This is a genomic window from Pseudomonas sp. S2_B10, from assembly GCF_054668425.1.
Map to the genome: position 1 here is coordinate 5,319,136 of NZ_CP162768.1, position 16,674 is coordinate 5,335,809.

General features: G+C 60.4%; 19 protein-coding genes. 10 read left to right on the plus strand and 9 right to left on the minus strand.

What is annotated here, in order from left to right:
* Positions 1-7: 7 nt before the first annotated feature.
* From AB4O45_RS23735 to AB4O45_RS23745, 3 genes are read right to left on the minus strand one after another with little or no spacing between them, the layout of a single operon-like run.
* On the minus strand, positions 8-1,246 hold the full coding sequence (locus AB4O45_RS23735) for a nucleoside permease (RefSeq protein ID WP_460160638.1): 1,239 nt from the start codon (positions 1,244-1,246) through the stop codon (positions 8-10).
* 42 nt (positions 1,247-1,288) lie between these two features.
* Positions 1,289-2,371 carry a sugar phosphate isomerase/epimerase family protein gene (locus tag AB4O45_RS23740; protein WP_252883584.1) on the minus strand — a complete coding sequence of 361 codons (1,083 nt, stop codon included), beginning with the start codon at positions 2,369-2,371 and terminating at the stop codon, positions 1,289-1,291.
* Positions 2,361-3,524 carry a Gfo/Idh/MocA family protein gene (locus AB4O45_RS23745; protein WP_460160639.1) on the minus strand — a complete coding sequence of 388 codons (1,164 nt, stop codon included), beginning with the start codon at positions 3,522-3,524 and terminating at the stop codon, positions 2,361-2,363. The genes AB4O45_RS23740 and AB4O45_RS23745 overlap by 11 nt, the downstream gene beginning before the upstream one ends.
* 206 nt (positions 3,525-3,730) lie before the next feature.
* Between AB4O45_RS23745 and AB4O45_RS23750 the strand changes: the two genes are divergently transcribed.
* Positions 3,731-4,744 (plus strand): LacI family DNA-binding transcriptional regulator, encoded by a 1,014-nt coding sequence (locus tag AB4O45_RS23750; protein WP_095180279.1) that lies wholly within the window; start codon positions 3,731-3,733, stop codon positions 4,742-4,744.
* Between the two features lie 5 nt (positions 4,745-4,749).
* On the opposite strand, the gene AB4O45_RS23755 is transcribed toward AB4O45_RS23750, so the two are convergent.
* Positions 4,750-7,131 (minus strand): DUF3772 domain-containing protein, encoded by a 2,382-nt coding sequence (locus tag AB4O45_RS23755; RefSeq protein WP_236169561.1) that lies wholly within the window; start codon positions 7,129-7,131, stop codon positions 4,750-4,752.
* Positions 7,132-7,296: 165 nt separating this feature from the next.
* On the opposite strand from AB4O45_RS23755, the gene AB4O45_RS23760 reads away from it, so the two are divergent.
* The 5 genes from AB4O45_RS23760 (at position 7,297) to AB4O45_RS23780 (ending at position 9,353) form a co-directional block, all read left to right on the plus strand.
* Complete coding sequence (locus AB4O45_RS23760; RefSeq protein WP_150635663.1) at positions 7,297-7,806, plus strand: CinA family protein; 510 nt, start codon at positions 7,297-7,299, stop codon at positions 7,804-7,806.
* Positions 7,803-8,321: a hypothetical protein gene (locus AB4O45_RS23765; protein WP_252869229.1), complete on the plus strand. Its 519-nt coding sequence runs from the start codon at positions 7,803-7,805 to the stop codon at positions 8,319-8,321. The genes AB4O45_RS23760 and AB4O45_RS23765 overlap by 4 nt, the downstream gene beginning before the upstream one ends.
* A 7-nt stretch (positions 8,322-8,328) precedes the next feature.
* The gene (locus tag AB4O45_RS23770; RefSeq protein ID WP_016774256.1) at positions 8,329-8,784 is read left to right on the plus strand and encodes a DUF421 domain-containing protein; all 456 of its coding nucleotides are present in this window, start codon (positions 8,329-8,331) and stop codon (positions 8,782-8,784) included.
* An 86-nt stretch (positions 8,785-8,870) separates the two neighbouring features.
* On the plus strand, positions 8,871-9,098 hold the full coding sequence (locus tag AB4O45_RS23775) for a PLD nuclease N-terminal domain-containing protein (protein ID WP_024012535.1): 228 nt from the start codon (positions 8,871-8,873) through the stop codon (positions 9,096-9,098).
* A 108-nt stretch (positions 9,099-9,206) separates the two neighbouring features.
* A complete protein-coding gene (locus AB4O45_RS23780; RefSeq protein ID WP_177434183.1) occupies positions 9,207-9,353 on the plus strand; it encodes a hypothetical protein in 147 nt (48 codons plus the stop codon).
* Between the two features lie 112 nt (positions 9,354-9,465).
* Here AB4O45_RS23780 and AB4O45_RS23785 read toward each other — a convergent pair whose 3' ends face one another.
* A complete protein-coding gene (locus tag AB4O45_RS23785; protein WP_315435620.1) occupies positions 9,466-10,692 on the minus strand; it encodes an MFS transporter in 1,227 nt (408 codons plus the stop codon).
* Positions 10,693-10,800: 108 nt separating this feature from the next.
* Here AB4O45_RS23785 and AB4O45_RS23790 point away from each other — a divergent pair, with 108 nt between their 5' ends.
* Positions 10,801-11,253 carry a winged helix-turn-helix transcriptional regulator gene (locus AB4O45_RS23790; protein WP_252869232.1) on the plus strand — a complete coding sequence of 151 codons (453 nt, stop codon included), beginning with the start codon at positions 10,801-10,803 and terminating at the stop codon, positions 11,251-11,253.
* Between the two features lie 170 nt (positions 11,254-11,423).
* Positions 11,424-11,849: a VOC family protein gene (locus tag AB4O45_RS23795; RefSeq protein ID WP_150635660.1), complete on the plus strand. Its 426-nt coding sequence runs from the start codon at positions 11,424-11,426 to the stop codon at positions 11,847-11,849.
* Here the strand turns inward: AB4O45_RS23795 and AB4O45_RS23800 are convergent, their stop codons facing one another.
* The gene (locus AB4O45_RS23800) at positions 11,850-12,764 is read right to left on the minus strand and encodes a LysR family transcriptional regulator (protein WP_256808833.1); all 915 of its coding nucleotides are present in this window, start codon (positions 12,762-12,764) and stop codon (positions 11,850-11,852) included.
* Between the two features lie 202 nt (positions 12,765-12,966).
* Here AB4O45_RS23800 and AB4O45_RS23805 point away from each other — a divergent pair, with 202 nt between their 5' ends.
* Together AB4O45_RS23805 and AB4O45_RS23810 are read left to right on the plus strand one after the other, a co-directional pair.
* Positions 12,967-14,307, plus strand: coding sequence for a nucleobase:cation symporter-2 family protein (locus AB4O45_RS23805; RefSeq protein WP_315435622.1), 1,341 nt, complete (start codon positions 12,967-12,969; stop codon positions 14,305-14,307).
* Positions 14,308-14,340: 33 nt separating this feature from the next.
* On the plus strand, positions 14,341-14,850 hold the full coding sequence (locus AB4O45_RS23810; RefSeq protein ID WP_041480581.1) for a nucleoside deaminase: 510 nt from the start codon (positions 14,341-14,343) through the stop codon (positions 14,848-14,850).
* A 169-nt stretch (positions 14,851-15,019) separates the two neighbouring features.
* Here AB4O45_RS23810 and AB4O45_RS23815 read toward each other — a convergent pair whose 3' ends face one another.
* The 3 genes from AB4O45_RS23815 to AB4O45_RS23825 all read right to left on the minus strand — a co-directional run bounded on the left by AB4O45_RS23815 (position 15,020) and on the right by AB4O45_RS23825 (position 16,670).
* Positions 15,020-15,268, minus strand: coding sequence for a DUF6555 family protein (locus tag AB4O45_RS23815; protein ID WP_041480580.1), 249 nt, complete (start codon positions 15,266-15,268; stop codon positions 15,020-15,022).
* An 84-nt stretch (positions 15,269-15,352) separates the two neighbouring features.
* Entirely contained in the window at positions 15,353-15,559 is a 207-nt protein-coding gene (locus tag AB4O45_RS23820; RefSeq protein WP_370593551.1) for a hypothetical protein, read from the minus strand.
* Positions 15,560-15,737: 178 nt separating this feature from the next.
* Positions 15,738-16,670, minus strand: coding sequence for an MBL fold metallo-hydrolase (locus tag AB4O45_RS23825; protein ID WP_252877893.1), 933 nt, complete (start codon positions 16,668-16,670; stop codon positions 15,738-15,740).
* Positions 16,671-16,674: the final 4 nt, after the last annotated feature.

Sequence of the window (16,674 nt, forward strand, 5' to 3'; positions counted from 1 at the left end):
CTCTGCTCTAAACCGCACTCGGCAACACAGCCTTGTCCCGATCGCGGCCCTTGAACGTCGCCCAGAAACACAGCAGCACCGCCACGGAAAAACCGGCTGGAAATAGCCAGATACTTCTCCAGTCATGGCCCGCACTCGAAGTGAAGTGGTCAGTAATCCGTCCCGCAATCCAGAAGCCAATCAACATGCCCAACCCGTACGTGGCCAAGGTGATCAGACCTTGCGCCGAACTGCGGAAGCGTTCCGGTGCTTTTGCATCGGTGTAGATCTGCCCGGACACGAAGAAGAAGTCATAGCACACGCCGTGCAGGGCAATGCCGATCAGCAGCATGAATGCCTGATCGTCGTTATTGCCGAAGGCAAACAGCACGTAACGCAACGCCCAGGCAGCCATGCCGACCAGCAGGGCGATCTTGATGCCGAAACGATGGATGAACAGCGGCAACAGCAACATGAACAGCACTTCCGACACCTGACCGATGGCCATCTTCGCTGTCGGGTTGGTCACGCCGATCTCCGCGAGAAACGGGTTGGCGTTCTGGTAATAGAAGGCCAGCGGAATGCAGATCAGGATCGAGGCGAGAAAGAACACCAGATAGCTGCGATCCTTGAGCAAACCCCACGCATCGACGCCGAGCATCTGCTTGAGGCTTGATGAGCCCGCTGCGCTTTTCAGCGGCGCAGTGTTCGGCAGACTGAAGCTGTAAAGCCCCAACAACAGCGACGCGACGGCGGACATCAGGAACGTATTGCGCAAGCCTCCCGCCGCGATGCTTTGTTGCGAGTCCCAGGCGAACACGAAGCTGATCACCACACCGGCGACAATCCAGCCCACTGTGCCCCATACGCGAATGCGCGAGAACTCTAGCGCCGGGTCTTTGATCTGGCGGAACGCCACGGCGTTCACCAGCGCCAATGTCGGCATGTAGACCATCATGTAGGCGAGCACATAGGGATAAAACGCGCTGAAGTCTGCGGCGCGATAGAGCTGATAGAGCAGCACCGCGCCCAGCAGATGCAGCACCGCCAGAATGCGTTCGGCATTGAAAAACCGGTCGGCAATCAAGCCAATGACAAACGGCGCCAGAATCGCACCCCATGATTGCGTGGCGAAGGCCATGCCGACTTGGCCGCCGCTGGCAGCGAGCGTGGTGGCCAGAAAAGTGCCGAGGGTGACGAACCAGCCACCCCAGATAAAGAACTGCAAAAACATCATCACGCTGAGTCGCGCATTCATTACGTTCATTTCAGATCACCGTATTGTTTTTATGTCGGTAACGCGGATGAATCAGTCGTCGGTCAGGCCGAGCAGGCGCCGGTTGGAAGCGGCATCGGCGCTGACCCCGGCGAAATCGTCGAAGGCCTTGGCGGTCTTGCGGATCATGTGTCGCTCGATGAACGCCGCGCCTTCCGCCGCGCCCTGTGCAGAGTCTTTCAGGCAGCATTCCCACTCCAGCACGGCCCAGCCGTTGAAGTCGTATTGGCACAATTTGCTGAAGATCGATTTGAAATCGATCTGGCCGTCGCCCAGCGAGCGGAAGCGCCCGGGACGCTCGACCCAACCCTGATAACCGCCGTAGACGCCGGAGCGCGCATCGGGGCGAAACTCGGCATCCTTGACGTGAAACATGCGGATGCGTTGGTGGTAACGGTCGATGAAGCCGAGGTAATCCATTTGCTGCAGCAGCAGGTGGCTCGGGTCATAGAGAATTGCGGCGCGGGGGTGATGATTCACCGCCTCAAGAAACTGCTCGAACGACGCGCCGTCATGCAAGTCTTCGCCGGGATGGATTTCGTAGCACAGATCAACGCCGGCCTCTTCGAAGCAATCGAGGATCGGCAGCCAGCGCTTGCCCAGTTCGGCGAAACCTTGCTCGACCAAACCGGCCGGACGTTGCGGCCATGGATAGACGTAGGGCCAGAGCAGGGCGCCGGAGAAGGTCGCATGGGCCTTGAGTCCGAGACGCTGGCTGGCACGGGCCGCCAGTTTCAACTGCTCGATGGCCCACTCGGTGCGCTCCTGCGGCTTGCCGCGCAGCGCTGGCGGGGCGAAGTCGTCGAACAGACTGTCGAACGCCGGATGCACAGCGACCAATTGCCCTTGCAGGTGCGTCGACAGCTCACTGATCACCACACCGGCGCGGGCGCAGACGGCGATGAGTTCGTCGCAGTAATCCTGACTTTCAGCGGCGCGCTGCAAATCGATGAAACGCGTGCCGAGGGTCGGTACCTGAATGGCTTTGTAGCCTTGCGAGGCTGCCCATTCGGCGATGTTGGCGAGCGTGTCGAAAGGCGCTTGGTCGGCGATGAATTGCGCGAGAAAAATCCCCGGACCTTTAAGGCCAGTCGAATTTTGCTGATCACTGTTCATTGTGCTGGGCTCCTGTCGGTTGGCCGGGAATCTCGCTCCACTTTTCATTGCCAAGGTGGTTGGCGATGGCGGTTTCAATAAAGGCCATGCCGCGCAGTCCGGTCTCGATGCCCGGTACGCCCGGGGCCTGATGGCCTTCGACGCCTTGAACAATCGCCTCGGCAAGATCGCCGTACAGGTTGGCCATCGCTTCCAGATAACCTTCGGGATGCCCGGCGGGCAGGCGCATGCGCTGACTGGCAGCGTCACACAACCACGGCTGACCGACTCCGGATCGCAGAATGCGCATCGGTTCATTCAACGGTCGATGAATCAGACTGGCCGGCTCTTCCTGACGCCATTCCAGCCCACCCTTGTCACCGTAGACGCGGATCTTCAGCGGGTTTTCCTCACCGGCGCAGACCTGGCTGGCGAGCAATACACCACTGGCGCCGTCGCTCATTTTGAACAGCATCGCCACATCGTCATCCAGTTGCCGACCCTCGACATGCGAACCGAGCATTGCGCTGATGAACTGGATCGACTGGCCGGCAACGAACTCGGCGAGGGAAAACGCATGGGTGCCGATGTCGCCAATGCAGCCGCCGATCCCGGATTGCGCCGGATCGTCGCGCCAGCCGGCCTGCTTGTTGCCTTGCCCGGCGACATCGGTGCTGAGCCAGCCTTGCGGGTACTCGACGATGACTTTGCGCACGTGCCCGAGCACGCCGCTGGCGACCATTTCGCGGGCCTGCCAGACCATCGCGTAACCGAGGTAGGTGTGCGCCAGCCCGTAAATTCGCTGGCTGTTGATCACCACCGAATGCAGCGCCTGCACCTCGGCGAGATTCAGCGCCGCGGGTTTCTCGCTGAACACGTGAAAACCGGCGCTCAATGCCTCACGGGCAATCGGTGCGTGCAGATGATTGGGGGTGACAATGACCAGCAGTTGCATGCGTTGCTCGGCGGGCAGGGCGGCCTCGCGAGCGAGCAGGGTTTGCCAGTCGCCGTAACAACGTTCGGCGGACACTCCCAGGGTCGCAGCGGTGCGCTGATTATTCTCCGAGTCGCGGCTGAACGCGCCACAGACCAGTTCGAAGCGTCCATCGAGGCCGGCGGCTTGCCGGTGGGCACGGGCAATGAATGAACCTTCACCGCCTCCGACAAAACCCATTCTTGTTTTTTTTGCGGCAGCGTACATGGCGGTCCTCTCGGTAGCTGGATGCAATGCTGATGAGTGATGTAACCGGTTACATCGTGGGCGAAATCTAGGCGTGAAATAGCCGAGTGTCAAATGCCAGCGGATGATCGACAGCGTTTCGATCGCTCGTTGCCTGCGGTAAGCTCCGCGTCTGATCGGCATGAATCAACGAGGTGTTTTTGTCCAATATTCGCGAAGTGGCTCGACTGGCCGGGGTTTCCGTGGCGACGGTTTCGAGGACTTTGAAATCGCCCGAGCGTGTGCTCGCGCCAACCCGTGAGCGCGTCATGGCGGCCGTGGAGCAGGCCGGCTATCGGCCGAACCTGATGGCCGTGCAGTTTCGTTCGCGGCGCACCGGCAATCTGGTGATTCTGGTGCCGACCATCGCCAATACCTTCTTTGCCCGGGTCATCAGCGGCGCGCAGCAAGCGGCGCAGGCAGCCGGTTATCGGCTGCTGCTGTGCGACACTCAGGGCCGGGAAGAACTGGAGCGACAATTCGCCGAGCTGGTGTACGCCTATCAGGCCGACGGGGTGATTCAGTTGCGCGCCTACGATCCTTTCGAAAACGCTCCGGCCGACGCCGATGTGCCGCCGATCATCAATGCTTGCGAAGTGCTCAAGGCCGGGCGTTATCCAACCATCAGCCTGGACAACGTTGCCGCCGCCAAAGCCATGACCGAACATCTGATCGCATCGGGGCACCGACGCATCGGCCTGATCAAGGGCTCGAAAAACAGCCCGTTGACTCTGGATCGACTGGCAGGCTACGAAGCGGCACTGCGCGAGGCCGGGATTGCCTTCGACGAAGCACTGATCTGCCATGGCAATTTCAGCCTCGAGGCCGGTTTTGCCGGCGCGCAAAAGATGCTCGCATTGGCCGAGCGGCCGAGCGCGCTGTTCTGCGAAAACGATGAAATGGCCATTGGTGCGCTCAAGCGCATCCGGCAGGCCGGGCTGCGTGTGCCCGAGGATATTTCATTGGTGGGTTTCGATGACATTCCCATGGCTGCGTTCTGCGATCCGCCGCTGACCACCATCTCGCAACCAGCCGAGGCCTTCGGGGCCAAGGCGGTCGAGATGCTGATTGCCCTGATCGAAAAGCGGCCGCTGGCAGAAAGGCATGTCGTCCTGCCGTTCGAGCTGACGCCACGCAGCAGCACGGCCCGCATCGACAACACGGGCAAGCGCTAACCTGATCACGCCGCTGGCGGTTTCGCCAGCGCAATCCCCGCTGCGCCCAACCGCTTCAACACTTCAAACAACAAATCGCTCTTGGTCAGCCCGACAATCCTCGGGCTGCCCACATAGCCGGTGACCGTGAGGGTTATGCCGTCCGGGGACAACTTGCTGAAACGCACGAATGGCGCCGGTTTATCGAGGATGGTTTCGTTCTCGTGATACGCATCCAGCAGCAGTTGTTTGACCTGCTCAGGATCGATATCCAGCGGAAACACCAGCTCCAGCGATGCCACGCCCTGAGCGCTGCCGCCGAGGGTAACGTTGCGCAGGTTCTGCGAGATCAGCTGCGAGTTGGGCACGATCACGATCGAGCGGTCGCTGAGCTGGATTTCCGTGGCGCGCACGTTGATCCGGCGGATGTCGCCCTCGACGCCGCTGATGCTGATCAGGTCGCCGACCTTGACCGGGCGCTCGGTGAGCAGAATCAGGCCGGAGACGAAGTTCTTGACGATCTCCTGCAAGCCAAAGCCGATACCGACGGATAGCGCACTGACGATCCACGCCAGATTGGTCCACTGCACGCCCAGCGACGACAGCGTCAGCAGAATCACGAAGGCGTAGCCGATATTGGAGAACAGCGTGCTCAGCGACGCGCACATGCCCGGGTCCATGTCGGTCTTGGGCAGGAATTCGTTGTCGAGCCAGCGGCTCAATGTACGGATCAGCCAGATGCCGATCAGCAGCGCCAGCAGCGCATTGAGCAGGTGCCCGGGGACGATATTCAGCTTGCGCAAACCGGCGCCGCCAAGAATCGACATGATGTTGGTGACCAGTTGGCCGAGCGTGGTGCCGATGCCGCCGACAAACAACGAAATCAGCGCCATCAGCATCAGGCCGGCGCGGCTGACGCCGGACAACAGGATCGACGTTTGCTCAAGGCGTCGATCGCTGACCCCGAGCAATTGCTTGAGCGCCTGGCCGCTCGCGTGTTTCGGTGAAAACAGGTGTTCACAGGCGTCCTTGACCAACTGAATGAGCAAATAGAAACCCGACAGCACGACGTAGCTCCACACCAGTTCATAACTGATGAACCGCGCCAGCGAAACATAGCCGGCAAGCAGGGCAATGGCCGTGACAAACATCGAGACGCTGGCGACGCTGTAGATCAGCCCGGCGAACACGCTGTTCGTCGCCGAAGCGTCGTTGGCGGCGACCAAGGCCTTGCGCACTTTGCCCACGCGCACCAGCATCGTGCCGATGATCGCCAGCACCACCATGGAAATCACGCCGCGCCCGGCCATCACGATGTGGCTGCTCATGCCTGTGGCATTGGCGACTTGCACCAGCGTCACCAACACCAGCAACGCGCAGGCGAGGATTCGCGGATAAGGCTTGAGGGCCAGCGCCACTGGATCAGCAATTGCCGGCAGGCGCCACGACGGGTGCTCGGTGGACAGCAATGCACGGCTGAGCCCGGTGATCAGCACGCAGGCATAGACGACTTTTTCGAACTCTTCGGAGAAGGTTTCCAGCACCGGCGGCAGGGCGTCGTGGCGGGTGCAGGCGTAGAACAGCAGCTTCAGGGCGATGGCGGTGGTGATGAAGGTCGCTATGGCTGAGGCGAAGGCCAAGGCACTGCGGCGCAGTCGGCCCTCCGCCACGCGATGAATGCAGAACCAGGTCAGCCCGCGCTCAGCCAGACGTCGGCCGAAGGTCCAGATCAGCAGCGCCAGCAGCACCAGTACGCAGGTGTAAAACCGCTCGCCCGGCGCCCAGACCGTGGCCCATACGTCAGCCACCTGCTCGACGAACAGTCGCAGGCGCTGGCGGTCGTCCTCGCTTGGATTGATCAGTGGCGCCCAGAACTGCGGACTCAACACACTGCGCGTGCTCAGGGTCAGTTCGCTTTCCAGTAGCGTGCGGCGGATGCCGGCGATTTGCGTGATCAGGTCGGCGGCATTCTGTTTCAGTGCGGCGAGGCTTTTCAGGGTGCCGTCGACCTTGCTTTTCTGTTCCGCCAGCGCAGCCCGTTGCGCGACGATATCGGCTTGCTCGGCAGCCACCTCAGCGTCTGGAGCGGTGCCGAGCACGCCCAGTTGCACCGCCAGTTGCGCCTGTTGCGGCAACAGCGCTGCCGACAACCGATCGACATCGAGAATGAACGCCTGCACCCGATCCTGCGGGCCTTCGAGCTGGTTGTAATTGTTCGCTGCCGAGATCTGCTGCTTGAGCCCGTCGAGGCGTTGTTGCAGGGCTTGCAGATCGCTTTGCGAAATCACAGGTAGCGGCGCTGCGCCTGAGTTCGCCGGCGCGGCAAGGTCCGCTGCCCACGGCGCAGCGCTGCCCGGCATCAGCAGCAGCAACAGAACCAAAAACAACGACTTGAATGAACAGCGCATGGGGGCGGCGGGCTCGAGTGGATCACACAGTCTATGAGGGTAGGTGATCGTGCCGAACAGGGCGGAAAACTTTCACTGGAAGAGGCGGGTATACGCTCATCCAGTCCAGCGGAATGATCCGCACAGCGAGCGGTCAACCGGCAATAACAGCTTCGAGAGCGTGCCATGTCCATCGCCAAGGAAACGATTGAATACCTGCGCCAACATTCGCTGATCATCACCACCGCCGAATCCTGCACGGCCGGGGAAATCGTCATGTTGCTGTCGGAAGTGCCCGGCAGCGGCGAGCTGATCGAATGCGGCTACGTGGTCTATTCGCCGCAAGCCAAGCAGCGCTTGCTCCACGTGAGCCCGGCGACCATGGAAACCTTCAATCTGACCAGCGTGGAAGTTGCCAGTGAAATGGCCATTGGTGCGTTGCGCGACAGCACGGCCAACGTCGCGGTCGCCACCACCGGCATTCTCGGACCCGATGATATGGACGGCATCAAGGCCGGTACGGTGTGTTTCGCCTGGGCATTCCAGTTCGATGACCAACATTTTCTGTTCAGCACCCGGCAATGGTTTCCCGGATCGCGCAGTGAAGTGCAGACCCTGGCCTGTGAGTTCGCCTTGCAGCAGTTGCCGGCCTATCACCGTCGCGCCTTGCGCGGCGAAGGAGGGTGGCGCCGATGAAGCCTGACGCTGAGCATCCCGATCTGCGCAGTCGGCAGTTCCCGGTGCAGGAGGACATGGCCTATCAACTGAAGGTCTGGCGCTTCGAGCGCATCGGTTGGTATCTGCTGGTGCTGTGCATGCTGCTGGGTCTGTTGGGGCTGTTTTCCCGGGGCGTGCTCAGTTCGCAGGACGCCCGCAGCGACGATGGCAAAGTCCAGGTCGAGTACGAGATGTTCCACCGCAACGGCTCGACCAACCCGCTGAAACTCAGCGTGCACGCGACACCTGAAGCTATCGTCGAATTGGACATCGGCGGCGAGATGCTCGATGGCTTCAGCATCGAAACCATGCAACCGGCGCCAGTGCGTATGCGCAGTTCAGCGCAGGGCATGCGTTTGTGGTTGCAGGCGGATGCGCAGGGCCAGGCAACGCTTTATCTGACCCTGCGCGGTGACGGACTGGGCCTGTTTCGCAGCCATATCGGCGCGCCGGGCTCGAGCGAAGTGAAGCTCATTCAATTCATTTATCCATAGGTGACCCATGGACTCGGTGTTGCGCGCACTCGCGATGTATCTGGCACTGATGGTGCTGTTCAAAATTGCCGGTCGGCGTTCGTTGGCCGAGCTGACGACGTTTGATTTCGTCTTGCTGATGATCATCGGTGAAGCCACCCAGCAAGCGCTGCTTGGTGATGATTTTTCCCTGACCAATGCGTTTCTGGTGATCATCACCCTGATCGCCATCGACGTTGGGTTCTCTTTGCTCAAGCAGCGTTCCAGCTGGATCTCGCGGCTGATCGATGGTGAACCAACGATCATTGTCGAGAACGGCAAGCTGTTGCAGCGGCGTCTGCGCCATGCGCGGCTGGTCGAGGCGGATGTCATGGAGGCGGCGCGCTCCAGTCAGGGCATTGAAACCATCGACCAGATCAAGTTCGCGATCATCGAGCGCAACGGCAAGATTTCCGTGATCCGCCAGGATCCGGAAGGTGGCTGAGGCTTTGGCGCCGCGCACGCGCAATTTTTTTGAACGCTGAAAAAGCCCCGCAGCCCAATGCTTACAAGTCATCGGAGGATTGCGAAATGAACGAGGCAGCGAGTTACTTCTCCATCGCCGTGGCGGTGATCATTCTGCTGGTCGACCTGTGGGCGATTGTCAGCGTGTTTCGCAGCAACAAGAGCGTCGGCGTCAAAGCCGCCTGGGCGATCGGCTTGATCGTGTTCCCGGTGCTCGGCCTGATCGTGTGGGGCATCGCCGGCCCGCGCGGCGTCAAGGAAGGGCCTTCGTCGCCGGAGCACAGTAAGGGCTGAGAGCCCGATGCAGTCCTGCAATGAATTTGCGCACATCCCGGAAGAAGGTAAACGATGCTAGGTCAAGCTTGAACCGGGTAGCAATACCACTGCTGAAAGGAGATTGTCATGAAGAAAATCTGCGTATGTCTGGGGTTCTGCTCAATGTTTCTGTTGAGCGGCTGCTTCGATTCCAACGATGCACCCAACAAGGACGGTGACAAAAGCAAACCGTCGGTGCAGATGCAGACCGAGAAGCCCGAGGACGGCAAGTAGCTGCTGGCGAGTAATCCCTGTGGGAGCGAGCCTGCTCGCGAAGGCGTCAGGTCAGACAACTCTGTGCTGACTGATGCTCCGTCTTCGCGAGCAGGCTCGCTCCCACATTGGTTCAGTCGTGTGAATAAACGTACTCCAGCCACACCCAATACATCAGCGCCACAGCACTGATCCCTCCTCCGAGAAAACACACCGCCACCCAGCCAGAGTGCGCATAGGTATACGTCGCCGCGATGGCGCCCAAACCACTGCCCACCGAGTAAAAACACATATACGCACCGACCAGTCGGCTCTGCGCATCGGGCCGTGCGGCGAAGATCAGGCTTTGGTTGGTGACGTGCACCGCTTGCACGGCGAAGTCGAGGAGGATCACTCCGACGGCCATCGCCAGCAGCGAACTGTCGACAAATGCGATGGGTAGCCAGGACAGCGTCAACAGCGCTAGGGTGATGCCGGTGGTGCGATTGCCCAAGCCGCGATCGGCCAGGCGCCCAGCCCGTGCGGCGGCGAGCGCGCCCGCCACTCCGGCCAGTCCGAACAGGCCGATCTGCGTGTGGGACAACGACAGGGGCGGGGCGCTGAGCGGCAGCACCATCGACGTCCACAACACACTGAACGCGGCGAAGATCAGCAGGGCGAAGATACCTCTGATGCGCAATACCCGCTCAGTCAAAAAAAGTTGGAACATCGAGCGCAGCAATTGCCGATAGCTGCCCTGTGCGGGCGGTTTTGCCGAGGCGGGCAGGGTGCGCCATAACAGCAGAGCCATGCCGATCATCATGACTGCCGAGACAAAATACACGCCGCGCCAACCGGCCAGATCAGCCACTACGCCGGAAACGAAACGCGCCAGCAAAATGCCCAGCACCACGCCACTGGTGACGGTGCCTACGGCGGCGCCGCGCTGTTCCGGACGAGCAAGGCTGGCGGTGCAGGCGACCACCACTTGCACCACCACCGCCAGCAATCCCACCAGCATCATGGCGCCGAGCAACACTCCCCAGCTCTCGGACAGGCCCACGGCACACAGCGCCGTTGCAGACAAAAGCAGTTGGCTGACGATGAGTTTCTTTCGATCGAGCAGATCACCCAGCGGCACAATGAACAGCAGCCCGACCGCATACCCGGCTTGCGTGGCCGTGACCACAACGCCGATTGCACCGGGTGAAACCCCGAGGCTGGCGGCCATCGATTCCAACAATGGCTGTGCGAAATAAACATTGGCCACTGCTATCGCGCAGGTGATTGCAAAGAGAAAAGTCTGCAAACGACTCAGCCCGGTCGTTGCGCTGTCAGTTGCGGCTTGCGCATTGATCAGGTTTTGCGTCTGACACGGCATCCTTGCTTCCTCGTAGTGTGGTTTTGAATTGAAACCGATGCGTTGATCTTTATTCATTCGGGTTGTTAAATGCAACCACATTCAATAGCCGAGTCCATCAGGAATCACATGGCCCGACAACAAACATTGGCGCAGAGCGAATGCCCGGTGGCCCGAACCCTCGAAGCCATTGGCGATCGCTGGGCCTTGATGATCATTCGCGATGCGTTCGATGACGTGCGCCGTTTCAGTGAATTCCAGAAACGTCTGGGCCTGGCCAAGAACATCCTCACGGTCAAACTGAAAATGCTCGTCGAGCTCGGCGTGTTGCAGATTCAGCCCGCGTCCGATGGCAGCGCCTACAAGGAATACGTGCTCACCGACATGGGCCGCGCGGTGTTCCCCATCGTCGTCAGCCTGCGGCAGTGGGGCGAGCGTTTTCTGTTTGTCGAGGGGGAGGAGCACTCGATCCTGCTCGACAACGAACGGGCCGAGCCCGTCGAGACTATCGTCGTGCGCTCCAGGGCGGGCGAGGTGCTGGCCCCGGCGGACTGTCACCGAAAAGTGGTGACGCGCCGGTAAGGAAGCCGAGCAGATAGTCGTGGCGCGTATTCACAGCCGCGCTATCTCCATGGCATGAAAAGTCGAGCCGGCATTCGCAGGGTTTTTGATCTAGGCTGTTTTCGATCCTCGATCAGCAGCGGTGCGCCGTTGCCAGATTGGTTTAATCAACGCGGTTGCCGGAGTGCCTGATGAGTCTTTCGCCTTTCCACCTCGCCATCCCGGTTTACGATCTTGCCGCTTGCCGCCGTTTTTACGGTGAAGTGTTCGGTCTGGACGAGGGCCGATCCAGCGCGCAGTGGGTCGATTTCAATTTTTACGGCCACCAATTGGTCATCCATGAACAGCCGCAGACAGCTGCCCAGGAAAGCGTTCACAGCAACCCGGTCGACGGCCACGACGTACCGGTCCCGCACTTCGGCATCATTTTAGAGTGGCAGCAATGGGAAGCACTGGCCGAGCGACTGAAGTCATTCGGCACGCAATTCGTGATCGAGCCCTACATTCGATTCAAGGGTCAGGTCGGCGAACAGGCGACCATGTTTCTGCTCGACCCCTGCGGTAATGCGCTGGAATTCAAGGCGTTCAAGGACATGGGCCAGGTGTTCGCCAAGTAATCACAGCGTAGTGGTCTGACCGTTGCGATCGCGTTCATAAACCTTGTTGGCCTGGAGCTTTTCCTTAAGCCAGCGCTCGGCCGTCCCTAGTGGCCGTTGGCGTGCCCATAACAGGTCGACGCCGATTTGCCAGTCGGTATGCGGGTACGCCGACAGCTGCAACTCGACCAGTTCGCCATTGCCCAGTTCACGCTGGATCAGCTGGCGCGGCAGGGTCGCCCAGCCGAGGCCGGCGCGGACCATTTCGAGCAGGGCCAGATAGCTTTCCGCTTGCCACAGTTGCGTCGAACGCAGGTATTCACTGCTCGGCAGTTTGCTGGCGTGCGCACTGAACGCCAGGCGCCGATGCACGTGCAAATCGTCGAACGTGACGTTGTCCAGTTGCGCCAGCGGATGATCGGGATGACAGACGTGCAGCATGATCAGTTTGCCCAGTTGCTGGAACGCCAGTTCCCGGGGATAGCCCGGCTGCGAAAACGCCACGCCCAGCACCGCCTCGCCACTGCTGACCAGTTCGCTGACATCGCCGTAGACCGGGTGGCGAATGATCAGATCGACAAACGGAAAGGCCTGCTCGAACGCTTGCAGCACCGGCATGATCGGGCCGTACGGCGTTTCAATCGCCAGGGTCAGGCTCGGTTCGACGCTATCGGAAAGGCAATCGGCGTGGGCCTCGAAGGTCATGCAGCGCTCCAGTACCGCCTCTGCCTGGACCAGCAATTTATGCCCGCTGGCGGTGAGGGCAGGGCTGCGATTGCTGCGGTCGAACAACTCGACGCCAACGTCGGTTTCCAGATTGGCGATCGCCGCGCTGATGGTCGATTGCGTCTTGCCCAGCTTGCGCCCGGCGGCGGAGAACGAGCCGCTTTTCACCACTTGGACGAACATCAGCAACTGATCGAGTGAGAAGCGCACGCGGTGTACTCCGAGCTTGAGCGAGACGGCGATTGTGCCGCGTCTTTGCCATCGAAAAAAGCGATGGTTGCCAATTTGTTTCATCGTTAAAAACATTCAAGGATGACCCCGCGTCTTCGAACGCCGGGGCCGATTCTGTTTGTGCGTCTGTCCCTGAGCGCCCGCGATTACAACCAACGCTGCCCCTTCAGGAGCTTGTGCCATGACTACACAACGCGTTCACCCGGTCGACGAGGTGTTGCCCCTGCGGCAGCTTTTCACCTTCGGTCTGCAGCATGTTCTGGTGATGTATGCGGGAGCGGTGGCGGTGCCGCTGATTCTCGGCAGTGCGATGGGGCTGACGTCGGCTCAGGTGGTTTTACTGATCAACGCCAACCTGCTGACGTCCGGTGTGGCGACGTTGATTCAGACCCTCGGCTTCTGGAAGTTCGGCGCGCGTTTACCATTGATTCAGGGCTGCTCGTTCATTGCGCTGGCGCCGATGATCATGATCGGCAAAGAATTTGGCCTCAGCCAGATCTTCGGGGCGGTGATCGCCGCCGGCTTCCTGACCATCGCACTGGCGCCGGTGTTCAGCCGCTTGCTGCGATTCTTTCCGCCCGTGGTGATTGGCAGCCTGATCACCATCATCGGTATTTCACTGATGCCGGCGGCGGCAATCTGGCTGGGTGGTGGCAATCCTGATTCGCCTGACTTCGGTCGCCCGGCCAATCTGCTGCTGGGTCTGGCCACGGTCAGTGTGACGCTGGTGATTTATGCGAAATTCAGCGGCTTCATCGGTAACCTCAGTGTGCTCATCGGCTTGTTTGTCGGCAGCCTGATCGCTGCCGCATTCGGCATGACGCACTTCAGTCGGGTCAGCGAGGCGGCGTGGTTCGAGTTGAGCGCGCCAATGGCGTTCGGTGCGCCGGAATTTTCTCTGGTACCGATTCTGATCATGACCCTGGCGATGCTGGTGATCATGGCCGAGACCACTGGCAACTGCCTGGCCATCGGCAAACTGGTCGGCAAACCGACTACGCAGCAGACCCTCGGTAACGCCTTCCGCGCCGACGGCTTGTCGACCATGCTCGGTGGTCTGTTCAACAGCTTTCCCTATAACGCCTTCACGCAAAACACCGGCCTGATTGCGCTTTCCAGCATCAAGAGCCGCTTCGTCGTTGCGACCGCTGGCGCGATCATGGTGTTGATGGGCTTGTTCCCCAAGCTCGGCGCGCTGATTGCGGCGGTGCCGACGCCGGTGCTGGGCGGCTGCGCGATCGTCATGTTCGGCATGACCACGGTGGCGGGCATTCAGGAACTGTCACGGGTGCAGTTCGAGGGCACACGCAACGCCATCATTGTTGCGGTGTCGGTCAGCGTCGGCGTCTTGCCAATGTCGTTTCCGGCCCTGTTCGAACATGTCGGCCCGACGCTGAAACTGGTGCTCGACAGCGGCATTTTCCTCGGTGCGATCACCGCCATTCTGCTCAACCTCTTGCTCAACAAACAAAAACCATCGACCGACGCCGTCGGCGCTTCCACGGCCAAACTGGCCGACTGACTTTTGTCTTTTCTCACTGCCCAGGAGTTACCCATGAATCAATTCACTCAGCTTGTTCCGGCCGGCGTCAGCGATCTGGACCTGGCATTGCTGCGCCAGACCATCGCCCTGTCGCAGGCGTCGAAACAACGTGGCCGGCACCCGTTTGCGGCGCTGGTGGCGGACCGCGACGGCAAGGTCATTGCCGAAGCGGGCAACAATTCGATGCCGCCGGAAGGTGATCCCACTCAGCATGCCGAACTGGTCGCGGTGGCTGCGGCGGCGAAGCGGTTGTCACCCACGGAGCTGGAGGCGTGCACGCTGTACACCAGCGCCGAACCTTGCTGCATGTGCGCGGGCGCGGTGTATTGGACCGGTGTCGGGCGAGTGGTGTACGCGTTATCGGAACATGCTTTGCTCGGGCTGACCGGCGATCATCCCGAGAACCCGACGTTCTCGTTGCCGTGTCGCGAAGTGTTTGCCAGAGGGCAGCGCACGGTGAGCGTTTTCGGGCCGATGCTGGAGGAAGAGGCGGCTGAGCCGCATAAAGGGTTCTGGTCTTAGTTGATATGGATCGTTCCCACGCGGAGCGTGAGGAACGATCAGTTTCGCGCGGTCAGGTACTGGTCACTTCACCGGGACGATAACCGCACATTCCCCAGCGGAATGCCCCCCATGGTCTGTTGTGGGGCGCCTGGCTGACTTGCAAGCTCAGCCAGGCGACCCGATTTGCCTAAGCCTCCGTCCAGTCCAGCGCTGCCGTCTCGCGCCACTTCACCTCCGTAATCCCATAGCGCTCGGCCTGGGGTTTGGAAACCACTTTCAACGGTGGTTTACCCGGTTTCGGAATCGGCGCAATACCGGCGTCACAGCTCGCCCAATGCCAAGCGTCGGCGTTGCGCATACTCTTGGCGCGGATGACGAATGATTTTGGCTGGTCGTGATGTTTGTATTCGATGACGAAAATATCGGTGCTACGCATGAGTTCCTCCTTACGCTCATACGTAAATGATTTTGTCCGACAAGAAAAATTCAAAGGATTTTCTGGCCAGATGATCATCGTCACTCAGCGCTCTGAAACGCGGTTCTTCATGAAGCCGCGCAGGTTCATCAGGAACAGGCAAAGCTGCAGAACGATCAGCGCGTAAGCCCCGGCATGGACGCCCCAGATCACCCACAGCAAATTGCTCAGACTGAAACAAACGAAGCCGCTCATGCGCCGTTGCGGTCGTTGCGAACCGATCAGCCAGGCGGCCAGAACGGTGACCAGCATCGCCGGCCATTGCACCCAATCCAGATATGCCAACACTCCATCCTCTGCTCAGATTTGCTTGATGCAGAAAGGGTACACAGCAACCGAAGTATGGTCACCGCCCGCACGGTTCTGCGTAGCAATGGCGGTGAAAAAGGTTTCGCCCGGCAGAAGCCGGACGAAGATTTCAGGCGCGCAATCAGTAATCCCAAATCGCAGGTATCCAACGGAAAGCAGCACCATTGATCGCGACCCTACCCACCGAAGGGAAGGCCAGATGCGTGGCGACAAACAGCTCGCCGCTGGCGGCGGCTTCCTTGAGCATGCGCACGCGCACTTCCACCGATTTGGTCGGATCGTGTTCGAAACCGTTGTGCCAGTCAGGGTGATCGAACGCCACCGGGAACAACGCGTCACCGGCAAAGGTCAGGCGCTCGCCACCGGAGTTGACGTAGACCACGCAGTGCCCTGGCGTATGACCACCGGTGAGTTTTGCAACTACGCCCGGTGCAACCTGACATTCGTCTTCGAATATGTGCAACTTGCTTTCATAGTGGTTGATGAACGCGTTGGCGGTGCTGCGCAGGACGTCTGGTACTGGTGCGGGCATGTCGGTGCTGGTGAAGTCTGGCGTGGACCAGAAATTCACTTCGGCAGCGGTGACGTGGATGCGCACGTCGTGGCGCAGACGGCTCTTCACCGAGTCGACCAGTAGGCCGCCGATATGGTCCATGTGCATGTGCGTGATGACGATATCAGTGATGTCGGCGAGGTCCACCCCGGCAGCGGCCAGGCGCTTGGGGAACTGCCCGGCGCGCGGGAAACCGGGGAATTGGCCACCGAGGCCGGCGTCGACGAGGATGACTTGTTCGCCGCTACGCACCACCAGCACGTTGAGCGCCCAGTCGAAGGCGTCAGGGCCCAGATACATTTCCTTGAACCAGGCGGCACGGTCGGCGGGGGCGGCATTGGTTGACATGGTCTGGGTCGGCAACGGCAACACGCCGTCGCTGATCACCATCACGTCAATGTCGCCCAGGCGCAGGGCGTAGCGCGACGGCACCAGTTCTTCGCTTTGCGTTTGCAGGGCCACCGCGCGGTTGGCGGTGAAGGAATCCAGATGCAGGGTCATGGTG